Annotated in this window: 25 protein-coding genes, 1 other RNA gene and 1 pseudogene; 13 read left to right on the forward strand and 14 right to left on the reverse strand. The window is 68.6% G+C overall.

The genetic code is table 11. The annotated features are described in order from the left end of the window. Positions 1–276 precede the first annotated feature (276 nt). The gene (locus tag ACT89H_RS00450; protein WP_445106463.1) at positions 277–1,137 is read right to left on the reverse strand and encodes a helix-turn-helix domain-containing protein; all 861 of its coding nucleotides are present in this window, start codon (positions 1,135–1,137) and stop codon (positions 277–279) included. A gap of 142 nt (positions 1,138–1,279) precedes the next feature. Between ACT89H_RS00450 and ACT89H_RS00455 the strand changes: the two genes are divergently transcribed. Continuing rightward, positions 1,280–1,876, forward strand: a complete 597-nt coding sequence (locus ACT89H_RS00455) for an NADPH-dependent FMN reductase (RefSeq protein WP_445106464.1) — start codon at positions 1,280–1,282, stop codon at positions 1,874–1,876. A gap of 237 nt (positions 1,877–2,113) precedes the next feature. Continuing rightward, complete coding sequence (hisN, locus tag ACT89H_RS00460; protein ID WP_445106465.1) at positions 2,114–2,935, forward strand: histidinol-phosphatase; 822 nt, start codon at positions 2,114–2,116, stop codon at positions 2,933–2,935. Positions 2,936–3,133: 198 nt separating this feature from the next. On the opposite strand, the gene ACT89H_RS00465 is transcribed toward hisN, so the two are convergent. Then, positions 3,134–3,664, reverse strand: a complete 531-nt coding sequence (locus ACT89H_RS00465; RefSeq protein WP_445106466.1) for a GNAT family N-acetyltransferase — start codon at positions 3,662–3,664, stop codon at positions 3,134–3,136. 301 nt (positions 3,665–3,965) lie between these two features. Between ACT89H_RS00465 and recQ the strand changes: the two genes are divergently transcribed. The 4 genes from recQ to ACT89H_RS00485 all read left to right on the forward strand — a co-directional run bounded on the left by recQ (position 3,966) and on the right by ACT89H_RS00485 (position 7,674). Continuing rightward, a complete protein-coding gene (gene recQ, locus ACT89H_RS00470; protein ID WP_445106467.1) occupies positions 3,966–5,849 on the forward strand; it encodes a DNA helicase RecQ in 1,884 nt (627 codons plus the stop codon). A 192-nt stretch (positions 5,850–6,041) separates the two neighbouring features. After that, positions 6,042–6,284 (forward strand): WLR motif membrane protein, encoded by a 243-nt coding sequence (locus ACT89H_RS00475; RefSeq protein WP_445106468.1) that lies wholly within the window; start codon positions 6,042–6,044, stop codon positions 6,282–6,284. A gap of 56 nt (positions 6,285–6,340) precedes the next feature. Then, complete coding sequence (gene smpB, locus ACT89H_RS00480) at positions 6,341–6,814, forward strand: SsrA-binding protein SmpB (RefSeq protein WP_445106469.1); 474 nt, start codon at positions 6,341–6,343, stop codon at positions 6,812–6,814. Next, the gene (locus ACT89H_RS00485) at positions 6,811–7,674 is read left to right on the forward strand and encodes an EamA family transporter (protein ID WP_445106470.1); all 864 of its coding nucleotides are present in this window, start codon (positions 6,811–6,813) and stop codon (positions 7,672–7,674) included. The genes smpB and ACT89H_RS00485 overlap by 4 nt, the downstream gene beginning before the upstream one ends. Before the next feature lie 47 nt (positions 7,675–7,721). Here ACT89H_RS00485 and ACT89H_RS00490 read toward each other — a convergent pair whose 3' ends face one another. Further along, the gene (locus ACT89H_RS00490) at positions 7,722–9,032 is read right to left on the reverse strand and encodes an ABC transporter substrate-binding protein (RefSeq protein ID WP_445106471.1); all 1,311 of its coding nucleotides are present in this window, start codon (positions 9,030–9,032) and stop codon (positions 7,722–7,724) included. Positions 9,033–9,534: 502 nt separating this feature from the next. On the opposite strand from ACT89H_RS00490, the gene ssrA reads away from it, so the two are divergent. Then, positions 9,535–9,905: a transfer-messenger RNA gene (ssrA, locus tag ACT89H_RS00495) on the forward strand. Between the two features lie 113 nt (positions 9,906–10,018). Here ssrA and ACT89H_RS29560 read toward each other — a convergent pair. The 3 genes and pseudogenes from ACT89H_RS29560 to ACT89H_RS00505 form a co-directional block, all read right to left on the reverse strand. Then, a pseudogene (locus tag ACT89H_RS29560) lies at positions 10,019–10,189 on the reverse strand (tyrosine-type recombinase/integrase); the annotation flags it as partial. Positions 10,190–10,297: 108 nt separating this feature from the next. Then, positions 10,298–10,486 (reverse strand): hypothetical protein, encoded by a 189-nt coding sequence (locus ACT89H_RS00500; RefSeq protein WP_445106472.1) that lies wholly within the window; start codon positions 10,484–10,486, stop codon positions 10,298–10,300. Beyond that, on the reverse strand, positions 10,483–10,752 hold the full coding sequence (locus ACT89H_RS00505; RefSeq protein WP_445106473.1) for a hypothetical protein: 270 nt from the start codon (positions 10,750–10,752) through the stop codon (positions 10,483–10,485). The genes ACT89H_RS00500 and ACT89H_RS00505 overlap by 4 nt, the downstream gene beginning before the upstream one ends. Positions 10,753–10,936: 184 nt before the next feature. On the opposite strand from ACT89H_RS00505, the gene ACT89H_RS00510 reads away from it, so the two are divergent. Further along, positions 10,937–11,680, forward strand: a complete 744-nt coding sequence (locus ACT89H_RS00510) for a helix-turn-helix transcriptional regulator (RefSeq protein ID WP_445106474.1) — start codon at positions 10,937–10,939, stop codon at positions 11,678–11,680. Between the two features lie 244 nt (positions 11,681–11,924). Here the strand turns inward: ACT89H_RS00510 and ACT89H_RS00515 are convergent, their stop codons facing one another. Then, positions 11,925–12,614, reverse strand: coding sequence for a DUF899 domain-containing protein (locus ACT89H_RS00515; protein ID WP_445106475.1), 690 nt, complete (start codon positions 12,612–12,614; stop codon positions 11,925–11,927). A gap of 305 nt (positions 12,615–12,919) precedes the next feature. Here ACT89H_RS00515 and ACT89H_RS00520 point away from each other — a divergent pair, with 305 nt between their 5' ends. Continuing rightward, a complete protein-coding gene (locus tag ACT89H_RS00520) occupies positions 12,920–13,813 on the forward strand; it encodes a phosphotransferase (protein WP_445106476.1) in 894 nt (297 codons plus the stop codon). Between the two features lie 188 nt (positions 13,814–14,001). On the opposite strand, the gene ACT89H_RS00525 is transcribed toward ACT89H_RS00520, so the two are convergent. Further along, positions 14,002–14,865: an EamA family transporter gene (locus ACT89H_RS00525; protein WP_445106477.1), complete on the reverse strand. Its 864-nt coding sequence runs from the start codon at positions 14,863–14,865 to the stop codon at positions 14,002–14,004. A gap of 281 nt (positions 14,866–15,146) precedes the next feature. On the opposite strand from ACT89H_RS00525, the gene ACT89H_RS00530 reads away from it, so the two are divergent. Continuing rightward, complete coding sequence (locus ACT89H_RS00530) at positions 15,147–15,524, forward strand: hypothetical protein (RefSeq protein WP_445106478.1); 378 nt, start codon at positions 15,147–15,149, stop codon at positions 15,522–15,524. Between the two features lie 84 nt (positions 15,525–15,608). After that, positions 15,609–16,514 carry a universal stress protein gene (locus ACT89H_RS00535; RefSeq protein ID WP_445106479.1) on the forward strand — a complete coding sequence of 302 codons (906 nt, stop codon included), beginning with the start codon at positions 15,609–15,611 and terminating at the stop codon, positions 16,512–16,514. 97 nt (positions 16,515–16,611) lie between these two features. Here ACT89H_RS00535 and ACT89H_RS00540 read toward each other — a convergent pair whose 3' ends face one another. From ACT89H_RS00540 to ACT89H_RS00555, 4 genes are all read right to left on the reverse strand, one after another. Beyond that, on the reverse strand, positions 16,612–17,532 hold the full coding sequence (locus tag ACT89H_RS00540; RefSeq protein WP_445106480.1) for an alpha/beta hydrolase family protein: 921 nt from the start codon (positions 17,530–17,532) through the stop codon (positions 16,612–16,614). A gap of 112 nt (positions 17,533–17,644) precedes the next feature. Beyond that, positions 17,645–18,193 (reverse strand): thioredoxin family protein, encoded by a 549-nt coding sequence (locus ACT89H_RS00545; protein WP_445106481.1) that lies wholly within the window; start codon positions 18,191–18,193, stop codon positions 17,645–17,647. Positions 18,194–18,298: 105 nt separating this feature from the next. Then, on the reverse strand, positions 18,299–19,237 hold the full coding sequence (locus tag ACT89H_RS00550; RefSeq protein WP_445106482.1) for a serine/threonine dehydratase: 939 nt from the start codon (positions 19,235–19,237) through the stop codon (positions 18,299–18,301). 23 nt (positions 19,238–19,260) lie between these two features. Next, positions 19,261–20,655, reverse strand: coding sequence for a bifunctional lysylphosphatidylglycerol flippase/synthetase MprF (locus ACT89H_RS00555; protein WP_445106483.1), 1,395 nt, complete (start codon positions 20,653–20,655; stop codon positions 19,261–19,263). Between the two features lie 921 nt (positions 20,656–21,576). Between ACT89H_RS00555 and ACT89H_RS00560 the strand changes: the two genes are divergently transcribed. Both ACT89H_RS00560 and ACT89H_RS00565 read left to right on the forward strand, forming a co-directional pair. After that, on the forward strand, positions 21,577–22,071 hold the full coding sequence (locus tag ACT89H_RS00560; RefSeq protein WP_445106484.1) for a hypothetical protein: 495 nt from the start codon (positions 21,577–21,579) through the stop codon (positions 22,069–22,071). A gap of 59 nt (positions 22,072–22,130) precedes the next feature. Then, positions 22,131–22,835, forward strand: a complete 705-nt coding sequence (locus ACT89H_RS00565; RefSeq protein WP_445106485.1) for a helix-turn-helix domain-containing protein — start codon at positions 22,131–22,133, stop codon at positions 22,833–22,835. Here ACT89H_RS00565 and ACT89H_RS00570 read toward each other — a convergent pair. Both ACT89H_RS00570 and ACT89H_RS00575 read right to left on the reverse strand, forming a co-directional pair. Continuing rightward, the gene (locus ACT89H_RS00570) at positions 22,832–23,221 is read right to left on the reverse strand and encodes a VOC family protein (RefSeq protein ID WP_445106486.1); all 390 of its coding nucleotides are present in this window, start codon (positions 23,219–23,221) and stop codon (positions 22,832–22,834) included. The genes ACT89H_RS00565 and ACT89H_RS00570 overlap by 4 nt on opposite strands. Positions 23,222–23,275: 54 nt before the next feature. After that, positions 23,276–23,689: an arsenate reductase ArsC gene (locus ACT89H_RS00575; protein WP_445106487.1), complete on the reverse strand. Its 414-nt coding sequence runs from the start codon at positions 23,687–23,689 to the stop codon at positions 23,276–23,278. Positions 23,690–23,855 lie beyond the last annotated feature (166 nt).

Consider the following 23,855-nt stretch of genomic DNA (forward strand, 5'->3'; position numbering starts at 1 on the left):
GCGCGCTCGCTCGACAACCCGCGCCGCGCGGGTGAGCTGTGCCGGACGCTTCATGGGTTTCCACCCTGAACGGCGACCGCGCTTGGCGCAGTTGGTGTTTGGAATTCGCGGCGCAGGTGCTCGTCCGGCCGCGCGATGGGACGCCGGTAGTGCCTGATCAGTCGTCCTGCCGGGCGGCGGGATTCGGTGCGGCGCGGGCAGTGTGTCGAATCCCACTCCTTTGGCCGCGACTGGCTGCCAGTGTTCTCGACTCTGGCCGTGCCGCTGTGTGCCCGTTCAGCCCGAGACCGCGCGCAGTCCGCCCGGGCGGCGTCCGGTGAGGGTGTCCAGGGCCGCGGCGGTGGCGTCGTCGGCCGGAAGATAGACGATCACCCGCTGGTCGTCGTCGGCGGAGAGGTCGAGGAACTCGTAGGCCAGGCGCAGGGAACCGGCTTCGGGGTGGGCCAGACGCGTGACGCCGGTGGCGGCGGCCAAGCTCGGCACGGTGTCGACCCGATCGGCGAACGCCGGGCCCACGGTGACGGTGAGCTCGTCGGCGAGCGCGGCGATGTGCGCGTCGGCGCGGAACGGGCCCTGCTTCAACGTGGCGACCGTCTCGTCGGCGACGTGCTCCCAGTCCGCGTAGGCATCGCGGGCCCCGGGCGCGCAGAAGACGAACCGTGCCAGGTTGGGCGGAGTGTGCGGCCCGTCGAAGAGCCCGGCCGGAGCCATCAACCGGTGGTAAGCGCCGGTGTGGGCGAGAACTTCGGTGAGGCGGTTGACCACCACGGCGGGCGTCGGCTCCAGCCGGTCCAGGATCGCGCGCACCGTCGGCCGCACCTCCCGCAGCGGCTGCGCGTCCCCCATGCAGGTGAAGCCGCCGTCCACCGACTTGGACAACCGGTGCAGGTGCACGCGCTCGGCGGGGGTCAACCGCAACGCGTTCGCCAGCGCGGAAAGCACCGGGGGCGAGGGACGCCGGTCGCGACCCTGCTCGAGGCGCGTGACGTACTCCACGCTCACACCGGCCAGGGTGGCCAGCTCGGCGCGGCGCAATCCCGGGGTGCGCCGCCGAGCACCGGTGGGCAGGCCGACCTGGGCAGGCGTCACCGCTTCGCGGCGGGTCCGCAGGAAAAGCCCCAGCTCGTTGTCGCTCACCTATCGAACCTAACAAGGTGAAACGCCTGGAGGGTGTCCCTGCCACTACCACTCTTACGGCGGTCTCCCTGTTACGCGGGCCCGGCGGCAGATTGAGTGGGCGGCCCGGCCGGGCCGTTCTGTGATCGGAGGAGGAAACAGCATGTCCGACGCCCCGTTGAAGCTCGCCGTGATCATCGCCAGCGTTCGCGCGGGACGGTTCGGGCCGGTGGTGGCCGCATGGTTCACCGAGCAGGCTCGGCGGCACGGATCGTTCGAGGTGGACGTGATCGACTTGGCCGAGGTGGACATCCCATGGGAGCTGCCCGCGGTGTCGCCGGCGATGGAGCCGAACCCGCGACGCCCCGAAGGGATGACCGACCTCACACGCAGGCTCACGGCGGCCGACGCCTTCGTCATCGTCACGCCCGACTACAACCGCAGCATCCCCGCGTCGTTGAAGGCCGCCATCGACTGGCACTTCACCCAGTGGGACGCGAAGGCGATCGGTTTCGTCGGCTACAGCGGTGCCTCCGGCGGGCTGCTCGCCATCGAGCACCTGCGGCAGATCTTCAACGAACTCAACGCGCACACCGTGCGCAACTATGTGTCGTTCCCCCGCTACTACCTGCTCTTCGACGACGAGGGCGGGCTGCGCGAGCCACAGCAGCCCGAGGCCGCCGCGACGGCGATGCTGGACCAGCTGCACTGGTGGGCGAGCGCGTTGACCGCGGCGCGGTCGTTGGAACCGGTGCGCTGAGTGCGGGATCGGTGCGCACCGGTCGCGCTCGTTCCGCATGGTCGTGCACCACGGGCCGACCGCGCGGGTGGGCCGAGCGCGAGCACCGCCGGCACATTGTGGCTGGTCGGCGCAATGCGGGCTCGGCGCGCGTAACCCGCGAGCTCTGGGCCGACTACGTGCTTCCGCGTGAAGCGAGACGGTCGAGGCGCCGCGACCGCTCCCGCTCGGCTGTCTTCTTTGCCCTCCGGGACGGTAATGGCAGTGATCAGCCGGGCCGATAAGGTGCGGAGCGTGGCTGTGTACTCCTCTGATCTCGAACTCGCCCTGCGACTGGCCGATGCCGCCGACGAGATCACCCGGGCTCGCTTCGGTGCGCTGGACCTGAAAGTCGACGCGAAACCGGATCTGACGCCGGTGTCGGACGCCGATCTCGCCGTCGAGCAGGCGATTCGGCAGGTGTTGTCCGAGGCGCGGCCGGACGACGCGGTGCTGGGTGAGGAATTCGGCGGTGCCGCCGAATTCAGCGGAAGGCAATGGGTCCTCGACCCGATCGACGGCACCAAGAACTTCGTGCGGGGAGTGCCCATCTGGGCGACGCTGATCGCGTTGCTGGACGACGGCGAACCGGTCGTGGGCGTGGTCAGCGCCCCAGCCCTGGTACGGCGCTGGTGGGCAGCCGCCGGATCGGGGGCGTGGTCGAGCTTCGAAGGGCGAGCAGCCCAGCCGATCTCTGTCTCCGCCGTCGACGAGTTGCGTTCGGCCAGCCTGGCGTTCTCCAGTCTGTCCGGCTGGCGCGACCGCGGCCTGCGCGAGCAGTTCATCACCCTGACCGACGACGTCTGGCGTGTCCGCGGCTACGGCGATTTCTTCAATTACTGCCTGCTGGCCGAAGGCGCGGTCGACATCGCCACCGAGCCGGAGGTCTCCCTGTGGGACCTGGCCGCCCTGGACATCCTCGTCCGCGAAGCGGGCGGACGTTTCTCCTCGCTGGATGGCGCACCCGGTCCGCACGGCGGCGACGCGATCGCCACCAACGGCCTGCTGCACGAGGAGGTTCTCGCCCGTTTGCGTGGGTGATCGCGCTGGAAACCGTGCGCTGCCGATGCGAGAGCCGAGCCCCGTGGCCTGAGCAGCGCACCGCAATCGGCCACCGGAGTCGACCGAGCCGAACCTGAACTCGCCGGATTCAGCGTGCTGGGCTCGGCGCGTCGCTGCCGCCCGCCGGATGGTGTTCGGAGCTGTCGAGGCGAGTGACGCGGTCGCGCGGGCCCGTCGTCATCTGTCGTCCCGTGCATGCAGAGCCTTCTCCATCAGCATGACGTGCGTGGTGCCGTGGAACCGAGGCGGCAACGCGGTCTCTCGAAGTTCGACGAAACCCTGTGCGGCGTAATACTTCCGGAGCACGTGGTTGTCGGACGCCGTGTCCAGGCGCTGCCGGGTGACGCCGCGGGCCAACGTGCGCTCGGCGCAGAACCGCAGGATTCGGGGGCCGAGGTCGCGGCCCCGATATTCCGGCGCGACCATCAGACCGTGGACGTAACCGGCGGCGGTGTCGTCATCCGCGCCCCAGAACTCCGGATCCCGCCAGATGAGACGAACGGCACCGACCAGCGCGGCGGACTCGTCGCGCCACACGAACCACTCGCCCCGGGCCGCTTCCTCGGCGACGACCGCTGCCGCGTACTCGCCGGGCACCCACTGCCCGATGCCGTTGTCGAGCATCCACCGCGCCAGCCGATCGCGTAGGCGCGCTATGTCGTCGGCGTCCGCCAGGGTGGCCGCCACCATCGGTGCCGCATCGACCACGATTTTCCCTCCTCGCATGGGTACAACTCGGCGACTTCCGCGTTCTGGAGCGCCTTCGGATCTGGCCGGCCCGCGCCGGAGTCGCCGGTGTCAGGTCGATTTCCGTTTCGGCATGAGCGACAACCTAACAGCGCCGGACCACGCCGGCAGGTCCGCGAATTCCGCTCGGGTGGAGGAAACGCCAGGTCGGCGCGGCGTGAGGGAAAAGCGAGGTTTCGATTGTCCACATGTGGACAACTCGGCGGCCCAACAGCGCGAACGCCGAACCGCGCGGGTACCGCCCCGCCGGTGCGCTCGTAGGATGGGCCGGGTGACTCCCCCCGATGATTTCGCTGCTGTAGCGACCGAAGTCCCGTCCGGATCGGACGCTGGATCCGTTGCGGCGCAACAGGTCCTACGCCGAGTCTTCGGTTACGACAGCTTCCGCGGCGATCAGCAGGCAATCGTGCAGCAGGTGATCGACGGCGGCGACGCGCTGGTGCTCATGCCGACCGGCGGCGGCAAGTCGCTCTGCTATCAGATCCCCGCTCTGGTGCGTCCCGGCGTCGGTGTGGTCATCTCGCCGCTGATCGCCCTCATGCAGGACCAAGTGGACGCCCTCAGTGCGCTGGGCGTGCGCGCGGGCTTCCTCAACTCCACCCAGTACCCCGATGAGCGCCGGACCGTCGAGGCGCAGTTCGTCGCGGGCGAACTGGATCTGCTGTATCTGGCCCCGGAACGGTTGCGCCTGGAGTCCACCGCGCAGTTGCTCGATCGCGGCAAGGTCGCGCTGTTCGCCATCGACGAGGCGCACTGCGTCTCCCAGTGGGGTCACGACTTCCGGCCCGACTACCTGGGCCTTTCGGTGCTGCACGAGCGGTGGCCGGACGTACCGCGGATCGCGCTGACCGCGACCGCCACCGAGAAGACCCGCGACGAGATCATCCAGCGCCTCGACCTCGGCAGCGCCCGCCGCTTCGTGTCCAGCTTCGATCGCCCCAACATCCAGTACCGGATCGAGCCGAAGAACCGTCCCGAGCGTCAGCTGCTGGACTTCATCCGCACCGAGCATGCCGGGGACGCGGGCATCGTCTACTGCCTGTCGCGCAACTCGGTGGAGAAGACCGCGGCGTTCCTCACCGAGAACGGCATCAGTGCGGTGCCCTACCACGCGGGCTTGGACAACCGCACCCGCGCGGAGAACCAGGCGCGCTTCCTGCGCGAAGACGGGCTGGTCGTGGTGGCGACCATTGCCTTCGGCATGGGCATCGACAAGCCCGACGTGCGGTTCGTCGCCCATCTCGACCTGCCGAAATCGGTCGAGGGCTACTACCAGGAGACCGGGCGGGCGGGCCGTGACGGGCTGCCCTCCACGGCATGGATGGTCTACGGCCTCAGCGACGTGGTGCAACAGCGCAAATTGATCGACTCCTCCGAGGGGGACGCCGCCCACCGCCGCCAGCTCCAATTGCACCTGGACGCGATGCTCGCGCTGTGCGAGACGGTCGGCTGCCGGCGCACGCAGTTGCTCGCCTACTTCGGCGAGCCCGGGTTGCCCTGCGGCAACTGCGACACCTGTCTGGCGCCACCACAGTCCTGGGACGGCACGGTGGCCGCGCAGAAGCTGCTGTCCACTGTGCTGCGCTTGAAGCGGGAACGCGGCCAGAGCTTCGGCGCGGGTCACATCGTGGACATCCTGCTCGGGAAGAAGAGCCCCAAAGTCCTGCAATACGACCACCACGAGCTGAAGGTGTTCGGGGTCGGCACCGACCTGCGCGACACGGAGTGGCGCGGTGTGGTGCGGCAATTGCTGGCCCACGGGCTGCTGGCCGTTCACGGCGATTACGGCGTGCTGACGCTCACCGAGGCCAGCGGCGAGGTGCTGTTCGACGGACGGCAAGTACCACTGCGCCGCGAGCCCGAACGCCAGGGCAAGCCCGCCCGCGCCGCGAAGGCGGCCAAGGCGGCCGGCGTCGACCTGACGCCCACCGACCTTCCGTTGTTCGAGAAGTTGCGCGAATGGCGTGCGGCCACCGCGAAGGAACAGGGCGTTCCCGCCTACGTCGTCTTCCACGACGCCACCCTGCGTGAAATCGCGGCGCGCAAGCCCACGAGCCTCGCCCAGCTGGGCGGTGTCAGCGGTGTCGGCGAGAACAAACTGGCGAAATACGGCGAACAGGTGCTCGAGGTGCTCGCCGCCGGATGAATCGTCACCGTCACGCGCGTCGCCGAAAAATCTGAAATCGCCATCGAAGACCACGTGATCGGAGAATGCCGGTTCATCCGGTCCGGGCACGATCAGTCGCCGGCGGTGCTCGAACCCACAGCGGAGTACCAACTGTGTTGCGCCGCGCGAGAATTGCGGCGCGTCGCCGTCACGGCGGCTACCGTTCTGGTTATGGCACCGGGTGATGGTTCCAGTGATACGGGTGATGATCTGTCCATCATCTCGGTGGGGGGCGAGGCCCCGGACGTGCCGCTGTATGTGCGCAGCAGGACCGATCCAGCGGTCGAGAACGTCTGGCTTCGGCGCAGTCCGCGGCCGGGGCGTCCCGGCATACCGCGGATGTCGACGGTGGCACTGCTCGCCGTGTTCCTCGCCGTCCTCACGCTCTACGTCATGCTGCATCAGGGCGGTTAGGGAGTCCGCGACCTGCGGGAATAATCCGGTTGCCGGGTCACTTAAAGTGGACCGTTATGAAGGAGAGAGGGCGCAAGGTCATCGCGACCAACCGCCGGGCGCGGCACAACTACACGATCCTGGACACCTACGAGGCCGGGATCGCGCTGGTCGGCACGGAGGTGAAGAGCCTGCGTGAGGGCAAGGCCTCACTGGTGGACGCCTTCGCGACGGTGGACAACGGCGAAGTGTGGTTGCGTGGGCTGCACATCCCCGAGTTCAGCCACGGCACTTGGACCAACCACTCGCCGCGCCGAGTGCGCAAGCTGCTGCTGCACAAGCGCGAGATCGAGCGGCTGGTCGGTAAGTCGCGGGAGGGCAACCAGACGCTGGTGCCGCTGTCGATGTATTTCTCCGACGGCAAGGTGAAGGTCGAGCTGGCGCTGGCAAAGGGCAAGCAGGACTATGACAAGCGGCAGGACTTGGCCCGGCGCACCGCCGAGCGAGAGGTCACACGCGAACTAGGACGGCGGGTCAAAGGCATGCGGTGACTGCCGTCCTGCTCGCGCTGGTCGCCGCGCTGGGCTACGGTGTCAGCGATTTCTACGGCGGTGTGGCGTCGCGGCGGGTGACCGCCCTGCGCGTCGTCATCTACACCTATCCGTTCTCGGTGCTGCTGGTTCTCGTGCTGCTCCCGATGGTGCCCGGGAGCCCGGACGCGGCGTCGTTGTGGTGGGGCACGGCGGCAGGGATCGCGAGCGGCCTCGCGGTGTGGTGGTTCTACGCCGCACTGGCCAGCGGTCCGATGGCGGTCGTGTCACCACTGACAGCGGTGCTGGTCGCGGGAATTCCGGTACTGGCCGGGCTGGCGACCGGCGAGCGCCCCGGCCTGCTCGCCTTCGTGGGCATCGTGTTCGCCCTGGTCGCGGTGTTGCTGGTGAGCCGGGAATCGCCCGACGACGTGACGGAGGAGATCACCGGCGGACGCGAATTGCGGTTCACCCGCAAGGTCGCCGCGCTGACCATCGGTTCCGGCGCCGCGTATGGTCTCGCCTTCGTCTTCTTCCACGAGACCGCCTCGGACTCGGGACTGTGGCCGTTGCTCATGCAGCGTGTCGCTGCCACCGCGGTGGTCTGGCTGACCGCGCTGACCGCCGGAGAGTTCGGGCGGTTGCGCGGTGAACCGCTGAGACTGGCCGGTTATATCAGCGCGCTGGACGTCATCAGCAATGCGGCACTGCTGTACGCCTTCCACGGATCGCTGCTGTCGCTGGTGAGCGTGATCGGCTCGCTCTACCCGGCGGTGACCGTGTTGCTGGCGATGGTTCTGCTCGGCGAGCGACTGCACCGGCAGCAGCAGGTCGGCTTATTCCTCGCACTGGCCGCGGTGGCACTCATCGCCGCGGCCTGAGTGCACCCCCGACCCGGCTGCGGCACTCGGACGAGCGTATCGCTCGCTTACGGCTGCACGCAGGGCTCGTTGAGCGTGATGCGGTCCTGAGTCGGCCCGTGATAGTCGGTCGCCACGGTCTTCGTGCCCAGCGGCGCGGTCTGATCGGGCGCTTCGATGACAGCTCGCTGCCGGGTGAGGTCGGGTTTGACCGCGCCGTAGGTGTGTTCGGGAATCGCGCCCTCGTAGTCGACACGCAGGCCGTGCACGGCTTGACGGACACCCTTGCGGGTCAGCTTGCCCTCGTTCACCGCTCGGGTGAGCAGCGCCTTCATCGGATAGGAGAACATCCAGCCCGCGCTGTAGCCCCAGGTGGAGGGTTCCCTGGTCGCCGAGGCCCTGGATTTCTTGGCGCCCGCGCTGGTTCCGTCCCAGCCGTCCAGCGGCGAGGTCGTGTGGTAGCGAGCGGTGATCGCCGAGGCCGCCGGGCTTTTCAGGAGACCGCCGTTCCAGGTCGGGCCCGAGCCGAGGAACCTGCCGGGGAAACCGGCCAGCGCCGCCTTGCCCATGATCTCGCCCGCTTCCGCGGGCCCCGTGGCCAGCAGCACGAGATCCGCTCTGGAAGTGAGGAGCTTCGCGACCGCTTCGTCCTGGTTGCCGATCTGGGTGTTCGGCTCGGTGTCGATCTGCGCCACCAGGTCGACCCGATTGGCCGACGCCCATTTCTTGGCGCCGGTGGCGTAGTCGCCACCGTAGTCGCCCTGATAGCTGACGGTGGCGATCGAACTCGGCTTCGCGTCGTGCTCGGCGATCCAGTCGAGCGCGATGATCGCCTCGGAGCAGTAGGAGTAGCCGGACTCCAGCAGCAAACCCTTGTCGCTGTTCTCGAATTGCCAGCCCGACCACAGGGTTCCGGCGACGGCGATCATGTTCGCCGCGTCCATCTCGGGAAGTACCCTCTGCGTCTGCACGGTGCCGAAACTCATCGCGAGCGCGAGGACGTGCGGCTCGATTCTCCGGTAGGCCTCGGCATGTTTGCGCAGATCGTAGTTCGTGTCCTCGGTGTAGGTGGCGATGTCCACCTCGTACTTGCCACCGATCCCACCCGCCTCGTTCACCGCCTTCCAGAACGCCAGCTGGCCGTTGTCGATGTCCTTGCCCAGCGCGGCGAACGGCCCACTCGTCAGATCGGACAGCACGCCGAGATAGATGCACCCTTTGCGCGAGTCCACCGCGTTCGGACACGGGTCGGAGGTGACCCCGGGTTCGATGATGGTCGACTTGTCGTGCAAGGCGGAACATCCGGTGAGGACGAGCCCGGCGATGACGGTGAGGACGGACAGGCGCAGCAACCTGTCCCGAATGGTGCGAACTGCCAAAGTGTTTCCTCAGTTTGAATCGAGATCCGCTGCTCAGAGCCGATCGTACGGTTTGTGCAGTGTAAGTCGGGTTCGTCGTCGGGCCTCGAGCATCGACTACCGGCGTCCGGGAAGGATCGGGCTCGCAGGGATGGTGCTGGTCGACGTGTCGTAAGCGGTGCGATTCGTCGACCGGGCGGCGGATGTTCTCGCGGAGTACCGTCGCAGGTCGGTCGTTCGAGGACCGGGGCGAGGTCCCGGCAGTCGCCGTCGCAGGTTCGCGCCCCGTTGACGGGCACGGTGTGCGATCGTGCCGTTCTCGACAACGTGCGCGGTTCGGCGGGTACCGACGCCCCGACCTGTCGCCCCTGCCCGGACCTCGGACGCTTGACCTGCGTCATCGACCCTCGGAAGCCCTCCGGCGACGGTGCCGGAGTGTGGCGACGGCCACCACCGGATATCGGGATGATCCACGCTTTCCCCGGTGTTAACATGGACAGCCCGGCAAGGTGCCGGGACGTACGGGGCTGAACGGTTTCGACTGCGTACGTAGATTCAGGGGAAGCGTGTCGGTGCAGGCAAGAGACCACCGTAAGCGTCGTTGCAACCAATTAAGCGCCGATTCCAATCAGCGCGAGTACGCTCTCGCTGCCTGATCAGCAGAGCGTCTCTGTCGGCCCGGGGCATGCCCTCGGCTCCGGTGCCGGCATCAGCTAGAGGGCTCACCGTCCTACTCGGTCGCGGAGTAGGACGGGACATCGAACAGCGACTGGGATCGTCATCCGGGCTTGTTCGCGGGACCCGGAGATCCGAGTAGAGGCACAGCGGACTGCACACGGAGAAGCCCTGAAGACGCGGCGGAGGACCCGGGTTCGATTCCCGGCAGCTCCACAAGGCCCCCGACCTGATACGACCAGGTCGGGGGCCTTTTTCATGCCCCGACCACCCGGAGGTAGGTCCGTGTGGGCACATTTTGGGCACATCTTGCGGCCGCGGCGCGCGGAATCGGCGCCCATGCGATCGGTCACGCCGTCGAGGTCGTCCTCGAGCAGGTGTCCGTAATTGTCGAGCGTCATCATGGCTGTCTTGTGCCCGAGCTGCTGTCGCACCGTCTTCACGTGCGCACCGCTGGCGATCATCAGCGACGCCGCGGTGTGTCGCAGCTGATGCGCAGTCACCCGAAGTCCAGCGCAGAAGGGCAGCGAGCCAACCGATGCCGCAGAGGCGTGACCTAGACCCCCCGGGGACGGGGCATCTGCTGGCCCGGGAAGGCCACCCCACCCTTGCTACAGCCCGACGTCGCTCTCCGTGCCCTGGCCCTGGCCGCGCTCCGGTAGCCACCGCTGGGCGGACACCTTGCGCGGGCACGGTGGTGTGCAGGCGGCGTGCAGCTTCACCAGGCCGCGCGCGTGCGTTTCGTCCGCGGGCGTGTTTCCGTCGTCGCAGTAGTCGTCGATCCAGTCGGGTTCGGTCACCGCTGATACTCCCGCGACGTGTCGGGCACCATGCGCCCGGCGACGATCAGTGTGTGCCGCGCTGCCGCTTTCCGCGGACAGCTGTCGGCGCGGCAACCGCGATGCCGTTGCATGTCGCTGTGTGCGTCGGTCACGCTCATCGGCCCGGCGGGCGCATCGTGCGGTCCGGCCGGCCGCCCGGCTGCCCATTCCGCTTGCACGCGGTCGATGATCGCCTGCGGTGATGTCTCGTCCGGTTCGGCGTTCCGCCACCAATCGAACCCCATCGTGTACCCCTGTCACGTTTCGCTGTGGTTGGTAGGCACCCGACGCCGAGGAGTTCGAGATTCACCCGACGCCGGGGCCACTTTCAGAGTCGGTCGACGGGGCGTGTCGCCGCGATGACGGAAGCGGCGTCAATCAGCCTCTATTCAAGGCGACATTTAGGCGTCAAAGAACTACCGTGGCGTCATGGCTTCCGCACCTAACACGGCTCTCCGCGCGGCCCGGAACGCGCGGCTGATGAGCCAGGACGACCTAGCGCGGGCGCTCCGGGAAGCGGGATGCGCCAGCGCGACCAAACGCCTTGTGCAGCGCTGGGAATCAGGGCTCACCACCAACCCGCGGCCGTCGCACGCGCGAGCATTGGAGAAGGTCATGCGACTACCGATCGAGTCTCTTGGCTTCGGTGCCGTGATGGCCGGCCGCAACCTGTCCGGCGGTGAGGACGGGACCGTGGTCGACTCCGCTATCGGCGAAGTCGCACCGGAGCAGTTCGCCGCGGCGCGGCGCCCGAGGACACCAGGCAACTACTCGGGTATCTGGCTGTCTCGGTACGAGTACTACAGCAGCGGCAGGGATGCGACGTTCACCGCTGTGCACCACGTCGTCGTGTTGCAGCACGACAACCGCCTTACGGTCCGCAGCCTGCCGAACTCCGCGCAGTCCTCCATGGAGATGGACCTCACGGTGGACGGGCACGTCGCCACGGGCACATGGTCGGAGCACACCGCCCAGGACGGTTACTACCGTGGCGCCTACTACCACGGAGCCATCCAACTGCTGATTGAGCTGACCGGCGCGCGGATGGCGGGGAAGTGGGTCGGGTTCGGCAAGAGCTTCGAGATCAACTCCGGTCCGTGGGAGCTGGTGTTGCAGGACTCGTCGACGTCCAAGGCCGCGATCGACGCCTACGACCGCCCGCCCGACGTCTGATCATCTTGCCGACGCCGACAAAATGACTGGTCCGCCAGGTCGTCGACGTCGACAACCTGGTCCCAATCCTCGCCGGTCGGCCTGGTGGGTGGTGTGGTTCGCATCCTGGCTTGGAACGTCGCTGTGACATCCGCGCCCACCGTGCCCACAAAATGCCTGAACAACGTTGGCGCGGCGACCTGTGGTTCATCCGGCCGCGTCGTCGAGTCGTCGCGATCAGGTATCGGTGTCCGCCACCCGCCTGTCAGGCGTTGGGATCGCCGTAGGCCGCGGCGATGTCCTGGGAGCTGCTCCATCGGCTGTAGGTGGGTGACTGGGGCCAGCCGTCGGGTGAGTCCTGCCATTCCTCTTGGCGGCCGTACGGCAGCAGGTCGATGAGGGCGAAGGAGTGGCTGAGTTGTTCGGTGCCGCGGCCGCTGGTGTGCCAGGTCCGGTAGACGGTGTCGCCGTCGCGGAGGAAGACATTGACCGCGAACCCGCCACCCGGCGGTGCGCCGACATCGGCGCCGAAGGAACTGTTCTCAGTGGAATACCAGGTCATCGTGTTTCCGACCCGCCGCTTGTAGGCGAGTGCCTCGTCGATCGGCCCCTGGGTGACGATGACGAACCGGGCGTCGTAGTTGTTCAGGAACTCCAATCTGGTGAACTGCGAGGTGAACCCGGTGCAGCCTCCGCATTGCCACTTCTCGCCGGGAAACCACATGTGGTGGTAGACGATCAGTTGCGCCATGCCGTCGAAGACGTCCGCCAGCCGGACCGGTCCCGCTTCGCCCTCGAGGGTGTAGTCGGGCATCTGGACCATCGGCAGGCGGCGGCGCTGGGCGGCGATCGCGTCCAGCTCCCTGGTCGCGGCCTTCTCCCGGTTACGCAGCGCTTCGAGTTCGCGCTGCCAGGTGTCGGCGTCGGCGACGGGCGGCAGTGCTGTGGTGCTCATGGAGGTCGTCCTCTCCGGTCGTGTTCACGAGTGGCGGGCTGTAGGTGTAGACCGCGCCCGCTCGCAGAACTCATCGGTGACCGGCCACCTCCGGGTCACGTGCGCGACGAGTGCGTGCGATGAATGGGGCAATCCGGATGAATCGGTCGGATTCTGTTTGGTTGCTGAGAGTTGTGGAATTCCGCAATCAATGTCCATTGACCAGGGAAAATGGGGTGTTAGCCCCCCGGTATCTGGATGGCCGTCATGATGCTCGGAGCCGAGATGCGATGCTATTGCCCCCAGGGCGGATGCGGGGGGCCGACATGACCGCGGATGTCGCGGGCAACGGCATGCCGTCGATTCTGCGTGCCGCCTGTGTGAGTGTCGGTATCGACGCGAGCGATGCCGAGCTGGTGGGCGCCCCGGGGGTCTACCGGTTGCGCGACGGGATCGTCGTGCGGATCGGTGGGCGCGGACAGAAGCTGGCGACCTCGCGGGAGGTCGCGGTGGCTCGGTGGCTGGAGACCTGTGGAGTGTCCGCGACGCGGGTTGTCCCGGATATCCCGCAGCCGGTCGTGGTCGACGGCCGACCGGTGACCTTCTGGCAGGAGCTGCCTGCGCATCATCCGGGCACGCCCGGTGATGTCGCCAGGGCGCTGGGACAGTTGCACCGGCTGCCGCTGCCCGGCTTCGAGCTACGCCGGATGTCGCCGCTGACTCGGGTGGAGGACGAGATCGCCGCCGCGCGGACGGTGACCGAGGACGACCGGCGCTGGCTGCACAAACACTTGGAGGAATTGCGCGGCCGCTGGAAGGCGCTGCCGCGCGGCCTGCCGTGGTCGGTGGTCCAGAGCGCGGACTGGGACGGCGGCGTGGTGGTCGGCGACGACGACGGCGATGCGATCCTGGTCGGGTTGGGACGGGCCGTGATCGGCCCGCCGGAGTGGGATCTGGTGCACACGGCCATCGAGTGCTGGACCGCCGCGAAGATCACTGCTTCGCAGTACGCCGAATTCTGTGCCGGGTACGGCCGGGACGTGATGCGGTGGGACGGTTTCTACCTGCTGCGCGACATCCAGGAGTTCCGGATGGCCTTGCAGTCGATGCGCGCCGCCACCGTCGATCCCGCCTATCAGCGGCAGGCCCTGCGTCGTCTCGCGTACATCCGCGGCGACGAGGGCATGCGACCGTGGCCCGGATGGGCGGAGCTCGGCTAGCGATGTCGGGAACGGCGCTCCGGCCAGATGCACATCGCCAGTCGTGCGGAACCGGGACCGCTCCAGCGATCGCCGGCCCTGCTCGCAGCGTGATCGCGGACAGTCCCGATACGGCAGCCGATGGGCTGCGCACTGCCGGGCAGCCGGAAGCGTCTGCGCACTCGCCGCGGGCGATCCGCGCCCGACCGTCAATCCTTCGCTTCGGTTCGCGTCGCCCCGGCTGACGCAGCGACCACGCACGCGACGCCCGCCCACTGTCCGAGATTCATGATCTGACCGAGAACGACCGACCCCGCGATCGCCGCCACCGCCGGCTCCAGGCTCATCAGCACACCGAAGACGCGGGGCGGGATCCGCCGCAGCGCTTCCAACTCCACCGAGTACGGCAGCACCGACGACAGCATCGCCACCGCGAATCCGGCGGCGAGCACGCCGGGCTGCAACAGCGCGGCACCCGCGTCGACGACGCCGACCGGCAGCATGATCAGCCCGCCGAACGCCATGGCCAGCGCCAGACCGCCGCCGCCACTGGTCTGTTCGCCGAGCGCGGCGCTGAGCAGGATATAGCCCGCCCAGCACACCGCCGCGGCCAGCGCGAACAGCACTCCTGCCCAGTTCACGTCGCCGTCCGCTCGGGTCAGCAGCAGCACTCCCGCGCCGGCGAGCACCGCCCACAGCGGGTCGATCCAGCGCCGTGAGCCGGCCAGCGCGACGCTCAGCGGTCCCAGGAACTCGATGGTCACCGCCATGCCCAGCGGTATCCGGTCGATCGCCTGGTAGAACGAGAGGTTCATCAGTGCGAGGACCGCGCCGTAGCCGAGGACGACCGGGATCGCGGCACGTGCCACTCGCAGCGACGAGCGCCAGATCACCAGCAGGACGATCCCGGCGAAGACCAGCCGCAGCGTGACCGCCCCGCCCGCTCCGGTCGCCGCGAACAGTTGCTTCGCCACCGCCGCGCCCATCTGCACGCTGACGATGCCCGCCAGCACCAGCATCGTCGGCGGTACGCCACCGAGCCCCTGAGCGGCGACCGAACGCCAAACCGCCACCGGCCTCGCCCCTCGCGCCTTTCGCTGGAAGTCGATCGCCACCACGCCGCACCTCCGTCGTTTCGGGAAGAACTCCGAACACACAATCACGCCGGGACGACCGTTCGGGCGGCACGGCACCTGGATGGCGACCGGGCCGGGAGATTCCGCGGTTTACCCCCGTCGAAGCCGTGGGGGAGTGAGTATCTAGTTATCGCGCCGGTGCGCGGCCGGCGTCCGTTCGACGAACGAGCGACCCACGACCGATAGGACCAGTCCGTATGCGAAAAGGAGTTGCCGCCATGGCGGCGGCGATCGGAACCGGCGCGGCAGTCGCGCTCGCTTGCCCGCCCCTGGCCGGAGCTACGGTGACCCAGGTAGGGATGTATCCCGGCATCAACTTCGGCTTGGCGACCAACTATGGGACGGGCTGCACCTACACCGCGCGAGCCACGGTGACCGACACCGTCGCATCGGTGACGTTCTACGACAACGGTATTCCATTCGGCGTGGTCCGGCCGTCCGGCGGCGTCGCGCTGATCGACTGGGTGCCCGCCACACCGGGTCCGCACACCGTCAGCGCGGTACAACCGCCGTACGCACCCTATGTGGCGAGTATCGATCTCCGGGTCGGCGAAGGCGTCCACCTGGGGTATGCGTGCGTCGTGTACGGCGGTTGACGGCGGCGCTCGCCGGCCCGCCGCGCCGGTAGTGTCGAAACCGGCGGTGCTGAGCTCGATCTTTTCGTCGGAAAGGAAGTGAGCATGCGAAGCAACGGGCCGATCGTGGTCGGGGTGGACGGTTCCGCCGGATCGGCGGCGGCGGTCGCGTGGGGAGCGCAGGCCGCCGCGCAACATCGGGCGCCATTGCGCCTGGTGCATGTGCTGGAGCCGGTCGCCGACTACGGGCCCGGCGTCACCGAACCGCTCACCAGTACCGACTACACCCGATTGGAGGGGCACGGTCGCTGGGTGCTGGACACCGCGACCGAGGAGGCGCTCATCGCCGCGCGGGCGTTGCGCGACATCGAGATCACTACCGAGCTGGTGTACGAGCCGGTCGGTCCGGCGCTGCTGGACCGTACCCGCGGGGCGCGGATGATGGTGGTCGGCACCCGGGAACGCGGGACCGTGCGGCGTGCTCTGCTGGGCTCGGTCAGCGCGGCCCTGGCGCGCCGGGCGCGCTGCCCGCTGGTCGTGGTCCGGGAGGGCGCCCCGCTCACCGCGCAGGCCAGGAAGCAGCTGATCGTGGTCGGGGTAGACGGCACGCAGAGCAGCGAACCCGCCATCGAAGCGGCACTGCACGAGGCCTCGGCGCGGGATGTGCCATTGCTGGCCCTGCATGTGTGGACCGGCGTCGAGGTGCCTTCGACGAGCGCGGCGCGCACAGTGGACACCGACAAGCAGATCGTGCTCGCGGAGAGCCTGGCCGGATGGCAGGAGCGCTTTCCCGAGGTGGAGATCCGCCGCGAGATCGTGACCGACCGGCCCGAGCGCTGCCTGCTCGAACGTTCCGAGCAGGCCCAGTTGCTCGTGGTCGGCAGCCGTGGGCGAGGGGGTTTCGCCGGCATGCTGTTCGGCTCGACCAGTCAGGCGCTGCTGCTGTCGGTGGCCTGCCCGATCATGATCGTCCGCGATCTCTCGATGGTGGTCCGCTACCTGCCCGACTGAGCCTGCCGCCCCGGTCGTCGAACCCGGCCGCGCGATCATCACAACGGTGACCACCGCCGGTCGACAACGGCTCGCGCGCAGCTGATTTCGGCAAGCTCTAGTGCCCGAGTGCCTTCGCGACGATACCGCCGGTGACCGATTTGACCAGATAACTGCTGGAGTCGTGCGGCGCCGCGCCGTTGTCGAAGTGCTGCTCGGTGATCGGAACGACGGTGCCGCCGGGATACGGCGGAAAGAACGGCGTGAGGTCCAGGTGCGCCGCGACGAGATCGTCCTCGTCCACCAGGTTGTGCCAGTTCGTCACCGCCTTCGGCACGGTGCTCGGCTGCGGGCGCAGCCGGTCGTACACGACCGTGCGCAGGCCGAGCGGCGAACCCATGGTCAGCAGGGTCACCGGGTGGTCGGTGCGGTGCAGCGCCTCGTAGGCCACCACGCTGCCGAGCGAGTGCGCGATCACCAGGCGGGTGTCGGGACCGACCTGGTCGAGCACCTGACGCTGGGCGTATTCCCGCACGTCGTCGTCGGTGAAGTACCGGGCCACCTGGGACAGCGCCGCGATGACGAACTTCTGTGCCAGCCCGAACCCGAACGGCGCGAACCAGCGCAGCCGCATCAGCGCGTTCAAAGCCGGCCGCAGCTTCGCCTGCGCCCCCTGCGCCACCGCGTCCGGCGGCGGGGGAGTGCCGAGGCGACGGGCCGTCGCCAGATCTCGCTGATCACCGGCGTGCGCCGCGGCCGTTGTGAGCCATGCGGCGGCGAGTTGCTCCATCAGATCCAGCTGGGCGTCGTCGAGTTCGGGCCGCGTGCCCTGGGCGCCCTCGACCAGGAACCGATTGCCGTAGAACGCCATGCGGGTCGACAAGTCGCCGGGAGTACCGTTGCGCCACAATCGATCCGCCAATTCGGGTGCGCCGTAGTTGCGGACGCCGCCCGCGAGTCCGGGCAACCAGCGCGCCTCCAGCGTGTCGGCCGATTGCTGTTCCTGCGCGATGCCGTGTACGAGGACGATCGTCGCCAACGTCCCACCCCTTTCGATCCCCGGTGCCGGGAACAGTGTCCCTCATCGGGGCCGGATCGGCAGCGGTGGTTCATCCTCCGGAACGGTTCCGCGCGCGAACGCGGGAAGGTCTTCAGGCGTCCCGCCATTTGATCGAGCAACCCATGCTCGGGCGGTGCGGTTCGGGGGCGGGCCCGCCCGCCAGCACGGCTTCGACGGCCGTGCGCAAGTCGTTCCCGGTCAGTGGCTTGCCGTTGCCGGGCGTCGATTCGTCGAAGGTGCCGCGGTAGGCGAGTCGGAGGTCGGCGTCGTAGAGGAAGAAGTCGGGGGTGCATGCGGCGCGGAAGGCCCGCCCCACGTGCTGTTCCTCGTCGACGAGATAGGGAAAGGTCCAGCCCGCGCGGATCGCTTGGTCGCGCAGCCGCAGCGGGGCGTCGTCCGGGTAGGCGGTCGCGTCGTTGGTGCAGATCGCCACGGTCGGCATGGTCGGCAGCGAGTCGACCAGTTCGCCGAGCGCCGCCTCGATGTGCTTGACGTAGGGGCAGTGGTTGCATGCGAAGACCACCAGCAGACCGGGTCCGTCCGCGAAGTCGTCCCGGGAGTAGATCCGCTGGTCGAGATCGGGCAGGGAAAAGTCGGGTAGCGGTGTGCCGATGGGAACCATGTGTGAGGTATGCGCCATGGTGTGCCTTCCGTCGGGATCGCAGAGGACAGCGGGAGCCTAACCCCGTGTCGTCCGATTCGTCGGAAATAGGCCGGTGAACGGTCAGTCGGCGTGGCGGGCCGCTCAGCAGGTCAGATCGGCCGGATCGGTGTTCGCCCCGCACAGCACCACGCACACCCGCTCGCCGGGCGCGGTCCGGTACGCGGGCTCGTCGCCACGTATCGCCGCCAGAGCGGTTGCCGCGGCGTGCTCGACGGCCAGGCGGCGCTCCAGCCACAACTCGCGGCGCGCCGCGACGATCGCGTCATCGTCGACCAGCACCGATGCCACGGCGTAGCGCTGCGCGGCGGTCAGCGCCAGCTGCGAGGCGCGGCGGGCGCCGAGCGAGTCGGCGGCGACCGAGTCGACCTCCACGTCCACGACCTCTCCGGCCGCGATCGCGGCGTGCAGCGCGCGGCAGCGGTCGGGTTCGACGGCGACGGTGCGGACGCCGTGGTGGTCGGCGGCGGTGGCCACACCCGCGAACAAGCCACCGCCGCCGACGGCGACCACGACGGCGTCGAGATCGGGAATCCGCTCGTGGATCTCCGTCATGAGCGTGCCCGCACCGGCGGCGATGAGCGGGTTGTCGTAGGCGTGGGAGAGCAGGGCGCCGGTGGCGTCGGCGAATTCGCGACTGGCCGCGAGCGCGTCGGCGTACTGGGTCCCCACCAGACGGACGTCGGCGCCATAGGAGGTCAACCGCTCCACCTTGACCCGCGGCGCGGTGGTCGGCAGGAACACGGTGGCGGGAATCCCCTGGCTGCGGGCCGCCCACGCACAGGCGAGTCCGGCGTTGCCGCCTGAGGCGATCGTCACGCCTACCGGAGGGAGCGTGCCGTTCTCGCGGTGGGTGAGCAAGAAGTTCAGCGCGCCTCGGGCCTTGAAACTGCCGGTGTGCTGGAGGAACTCCATCGCGAACCACAACTCGCCCGCGTGATCGGCCTGCGCTACGGCCACCGGTCTGACCAGCCCCGCCACCCGTCCGGCGGCGGCCTTCACGTCGCTGTGGGTCAGTTCCATCGAACTCCTCGGTGCCGTGCCGCTCAGTACTCGCGGCGGTGCGGGGCGAACTCCAGGGTGAGCAGGGCGGCGGCGGCGATCACCACTTCGCGCCAGCGGATCAAGGCGTAGCGCTGGTCCGCCAGCGCATGGAACTTCCGCAGGAAGCGGTAGAGCGATTCCAGCCGGATCAGCGGATCGGCGAGATGCACCAGCAGGTAGAGCAGCGTGGCCGTGCGCGATCTGTCCTTCTCGGCGAACAGTTCCGGGAACGGGGCGAAGGCCAGCGAAATCCGGTGGATGTCGTGGGACGCGGCGTAGTCGACCAGATCGACGATCATGCGTTCGTCCAGGCCGTTGGGCGCGTCCTTGCGCCGCCACGGCACATCGAGGCTCAGTTCCCGGCCCCGGTCGGAGATGCCGTAACGCTGGAAGCCCACCGTGTTGCCGTCCGCATCGCCGGCGATGACCACCAGCATGTTCGGATTCCGCCCGTCGAGCAGATGGTCCAGGATCATCGAGAAGCCGCGGCTCTGCCTGCCCCGCCGCCACTCGTCGACGATGGCCAGCAGCTCCTCGCGACGCTCTTCGGTGAGGGCCGACTCGTACACCACCTCGGTGGTGACGGCGAAATTCTTGGTGCGGCTCACGGCTTGGCGCAGATTGCGGAACTTGCGTCCGACCAGGTTGAACTCGTCCACGTCGAGCACCACGTCGCGGCCGATCGGCACCGCGCGCAGCCCGCGATGCTCCAGCGCCCACACCTGCCACAGTTCGGTCAGCTCCGGGCTCGCGCCCAGCACCGCGACGCGCCAGCCCTGATTGACCGCGAAGTCGGAGAACGCCGCGACCAGTTCGGGGAAGGCCGCGCGATCACCGATCGGGTCGCCCGCCACGGCGGCGATGCCGAAGCGAGCGCGATAGCCGATCGCGGCGGTCGACGACGCGTTGAAGAAGTAGGTTTTGGACGAGTGCAGGGCGAACGGCGCCAGCGGATCGCCCTCCGTGCGGCCGACCAGCTCGGCGACTCGGTACAGCTGGTCGGGCTGCGGTCTGCTGGACACGGGCAGCACCAGCACGAAGCCGGTGGCGGCCAGCAGCACGAACCCGGCGTGCGGATGTTCGGCGCGGTAGGCCAGATGCGCGACGGCGAGCACCAGGACGGCGGCGGTGAGATGCGGAAGCGTGATGGGCCTGCGCAGGTGCAGCCCGCGCGCGACGAACACCCCGGACAGCGCGAGTGCGACGAACCACCCGTGGTCGGCGTTCTCGTTCGAGGTGACGTTGGCCTCGTAGGCCAGGATCACCGCGATCAGCAGCGCCAAGGTGATCAGCGTGGCGCGCGCGGCCGGCGTGGTGGTGAAAGCGGCTTCCCGGTAGCCGCTGAGGGTGGCTGCGCGCAACGTGCGCGCGCTGGAGGTTTCCTGTCCGTCAGGCACGACGGGGCTCCGCACTGACCTCGCGTTCCGCTGCCCACGACAGTGTCGCCATGGTGGCCCTCCAGATGATCGCCTACCGACACACTATGCGCCCCGGCGGTCTCGAGGAAATGGCTTATCGGAACCGGCAGGTTGCTGTCGCGACACGAACCGGACCGGCCGTGCCGCCGCGATCGAGCGATCGAGCAGTAGGCCCATGCGGCACCGGTCCGGGCGTGACGAATGTCGAGTCGGCTGGTCGGTCGAGGTACGCGTGCGCGTCCTCGATCGTGCGCTGGGTGTGAGCGCCCTCGCGTACCGGGCCGAGCGCCGGGAAGAACGCGGTGTGTCCGTCCGGGACGCTGAGGTTGGGCTTGGGCAGCGCAGGCGCGCGACCCGATCGGTGAAGATGTTCGGTGCCGCACCGTGTAGCCGTGCGCGGCGGCCGTGCGCACCATCTCGCCCCACCACGGACGCAAGCCGAAGGCGTCCATGACGAGCAGCGCGCCGGGGTGTCCCGCTTCGTTCCCAGGTGTGGGAAGTGAGCGTCGGCGACGCCGTCGGTCAGTGCGAGATCGCTCGAACTGAACGGCACGGACGAAGTTATCGGGCTCCGAGGTCGGAGTTCGGCGGACAACCGGCGCGGTCGTAGCCGGGCGATGGGCGGCCCTCGCGCGGACACCCGCGCGCAGACGTCGGAGAAACCTTCTGCCGCACACCGATTGCTCGAAGGTGAGCGGAACGTGTTCGAAGTGAATCGACAATTCAACCCTATTTGATTCTCGGTGTGGCGAATTCGGGTGATTGCGGTCCAATTGCCGATTCCTCGGCGTGTATCCACGATTTTCCCCTGCTTGGTTGTCATGCTCAGTGCCTGGCTGATCCGAACCAACCGCCTGACGAGTGGGCGCGACGAGAGGTCCGACTGTGAAACTGAACTGGATGGCGATTACCGCGCTGGTCGCAGCCACCATGTGCGGGTGTTCCGACGACCCGTCGGAGAACGCGGCGGCCACCTCGACCAGCGCCGCCGCCCCGAGCGCCCCGGTGACAACAGCCGGAGCGCGCGACGACGACGCGACGGACGGCGGACTCCGGATTTTGCTGGGCGAAGTGAAGAAAGTGCCAGTACCCCCTGATGCCGTGCTCGACATACGAGCTCCCGCCGCGTGGGGTGACGCCGCGAGCGGCATTCGCTGCACGGTCACTGATAGTTCCGGAAGGAATGAAGATCTGCGCTCGTCGGACGCGAAGAGGACCGAGACGTTCGGCGGAACGGAATGGGTGACGGTGTGGACCTTCTCCTCCGCCCCGAACAGCGACGTCACCGTGGGTTGCCGGGACCCGGAATCGAAGATCGCCGCCGCTCAACGCGACTCGTATCTGCGCGTCGTGCCGCGCGAGATCGTTCCGATCGCGCCGCCACCGCAACGCTGACCCGGAGATGAACGCTGACCCGGAGATGTTCGTCGGTGGTCCGGAGTAGCGTCGGCGTCATGGACGACGCCGCCTACCGTGAGCGGCCGTCGCGGTACGCGGGCGCCGTGTTGTGGACCAAGACCGTCGACGGCTGTGGCCCCGGCCCGCCGGTACTGCCCGACGGCTGCATGGATCTGATCTGGATGAACGGCCGGTTGATCGTCGCGGGGCCGGACACCCGTGCGCACCACCCCGGCGGATCGTCCGGCGATCGGTACGTCGGTATCCGGTTCTTTCCGGGCACCGCGCCCGCGTTGCTCGGCGTTCCGGCGCGCGAGTTGCGCGACCAGCGGGTCGACCTGGCTGAGTTGTGGCCGTCGGCGGTGGTCCGGCCGCTGGTCGACCGGATCGCGGACGCCGCAGATCCGGCGGAGGCGCTGGAACACATCGTGCGGTCGCGCGCGACCGAGGCCGAGCCGGCCGATCCGCTCCTGCGCAAGGTGGTCGGCGCGCTCGATGCCGGGTGGCCGGTGGCGGCGGTGGCCGACGCGGCCGGGCTGGGGGAACGGACCCTGCACCGCCGCTGCCTGGACGCCTTCGGCTACGGCCCGAAAACCCTGGCGCGGGTGCTGCGCCTGCAACGCGCGCTGGCCACGGCGCGCCGCGGCGTGCCGCTCGCCGAGACCGCGACGCACGCCGGTTTCGCCGACCAGGCGCACCTGTCGCGCGAGGTGCGCGCCTTGGCCGGAATGCCGCTGGGAGAGTTGCTCGCCCAGCCCTAGCGAGCGGCGTAGAGGTCGATGCCGTTGCCGTCCGGGTCGTGCACCACCGCGTAGCGCTGCCCCCAGAACGCGTCCCATGGCTTCAGTTCGCCGTGGTAGCCCGCGTCCACGAGTTCGGCGTAGACGGCGTCGACCTCCGCGGGATCGGCGCAGCGGAAGGCGATCCCGAGACGGCCCGCGCCGGTCGGCGGCGTCCAGTCGGCGTGGAACGACCGGATCACGGCTTCGGTGTCCAGCGTGAGCCGCATGCCGTTGGGCAGGACCGCCTCGACATGCCCCTCCTGTTCGGAGCCTTCCGGGAAGTCGAGACCGAGGCGGCGGTAGAAGGCCAGCGAGGCGGCCATATCACGGACGACGATGCCGATTACATCGAGTTGCGGTGTCATGCAGGCAGCGTAGGCAGTCGCGCGCGGACGCGTCTTGAACGAATCGGACAGCGCCTACCGCGCGGGCGCGGGAACCAGTTCGGCGATGAGGTTCTCCACCAGGATGCGGATGCGGTCTCGGATGGTGCGCACCACATCGATGGTCTGGTCGGCGGGATCCGGCAGCATCCAGTCGCGGTAGCTGATGCCAGGGAAGAACGGGCAGGCATCGCCCGCGCCCATGGTGACCACCACGTCGGAGATGCCGATCGCGTCCATGGTGAGCGGCTTGGGCGTGTGGCCGGAGATATCGATGCCGATCTCGGCCATGGCGTCCACCACCGTGGCGTTCAGGGCCTCGGCCGGTGCGCTGCCCGCCGAGCGCACATCGAACCGGTCACCCGCGAGGGCGCTGAGGAACCCGGCGGCCATCTGCGAGCGGCCCGCGTTGTGTTCGCAGACGAACAGCACACTGGGCTTGTGGGACATGGAAACGCCTTTCGATGTGCAAGGTGGAGCATAAGTGTGCTGGCTGCCGGACCGGCCGCCCGGCTGGGTGAGCCGAAACGCTTTCGGAGCGTATGAGATACGTATACCAGCGAGCCGTGAATCGTTACGGCGCGCCGTGTCTTCGCGTGCGCGCTCCTATGTGGAT

Source organism: Nocardia aegles, assembly GCF_052545135.1.

Coding starts and splice junctions, on each gene's coding strand:
- ACT89H_RS00475 (WP_445106468.1), top strand. CDS start 6,042: ATGGCACCGGGTGATGGTTCCAGTGATACGGGTGATGATCTGTCCATC.
- ACT89H_RS00565 (WP_445106485.1), top strand. CDS start 22,131: ATGGACGACGCCGCCTACCGTGAGCGGCCGTCGCGGTACGCGGGCGCC.
- ACT89H_RS00510 (WP_445106474.1), top strand. CDS start 10,937: ATGGCTTCCGCACCTAACACGGCTCTCCGCGCGGCCCGGAACGCGCGG.
- ACT89H_RS00505 (WP_445106473.1), bottom strand. CDS start 10,752: ATGGGGTTCGATTGGTGGCGGAACGCCGAACCGGACGAGACATCACCG.
- smpB (WP_445106469.1), top strand. CDS start 6,341: ATGAAGGAGAGAGGGCGCAAGGTCATCGCGACCAACCGCCGGGCGCGG.
- ACT89H_RS00550 (WP_445106482.1), bottom strand. CDS start 19,237: ATGGAACTGACCCACAGCGACGTGAAGGCCGCCGCCGGACGGGTGGCG.
- hisN (WP_445106465.1), top strand. CDS start 2,114: ATGGCAGTGATCAGCCGGGCCGATAAGGTGCGGAGCGTGGCTGTGTAC.
- ACT89H_RS00560 (WP_445106484.1), top strand. CDS start 21,577: ATGGCGATTACCGCGCTGGTCGCAGCCACCATGTGCGGGTGTTCCGAC.
- ACT89H_RS00545 (WP_445106481.1), bottom strand. CDS start 18,193: ATGGCGCATACCTCACACATGGTTCCCATCGGCACACCGCTACCCGAC.
- recQ (WP_445106467.1), top strand. CDS start 3,966: ATGGGCCGGGTGACTCCCCCCGATGATTTCGCTGCTGTAGCGACCGAA.
- ACT89H_RS00515 (WP_445106475.1), bottom strand. CDS start 12,614: ATGAGCACCACAGCACTGCCGCCCGTCGCCGACGCCGACACCTGGCAG.
- ACT89H_RS00535 (WP_445106479.1), top strand. CDS start 15,609: ATGCGAAGCAACGGGCCGATCGTGGTCGGGGTGGACGGTTCCGCCGGA.
- ACT89H_RS00530 (WP_445106478.1), top strand. CDS start 15,147: ATGGCGGCGGCGATCGGAACCGGCGCGGCAGTCGCGCTCGCTTGCCCG.
- ACT89H_RS00570 (WP_445106486.1), bottom strand. CDS start 23,221: ATGACACCGCAACTCGATGTAATCGGCATCGTCGTCCGTGATATGGCC.
- ACT89H_RS00455 (WP_445106464.1), top strand. CDS start 1,280: ATGTCCGACGCCCCGTTGAAGCTCGCCGTGATCATCGCCAGCGTTCGC.
- ACT89H_RS00575 (WP_445106487.1), bottom strand. CDS start 23,689: ATGTCCCACAAGCCCAGTGTGCTGTTCGTCTGCGAACACAACGCGGGC.
- ACT89H_RS00520 (WP_445106476.1), top strand. CDS start 12,920: ATGACCGCGGATGTCGCGGGCAACGGCATGCCGTCGATTCTGCGTGCC.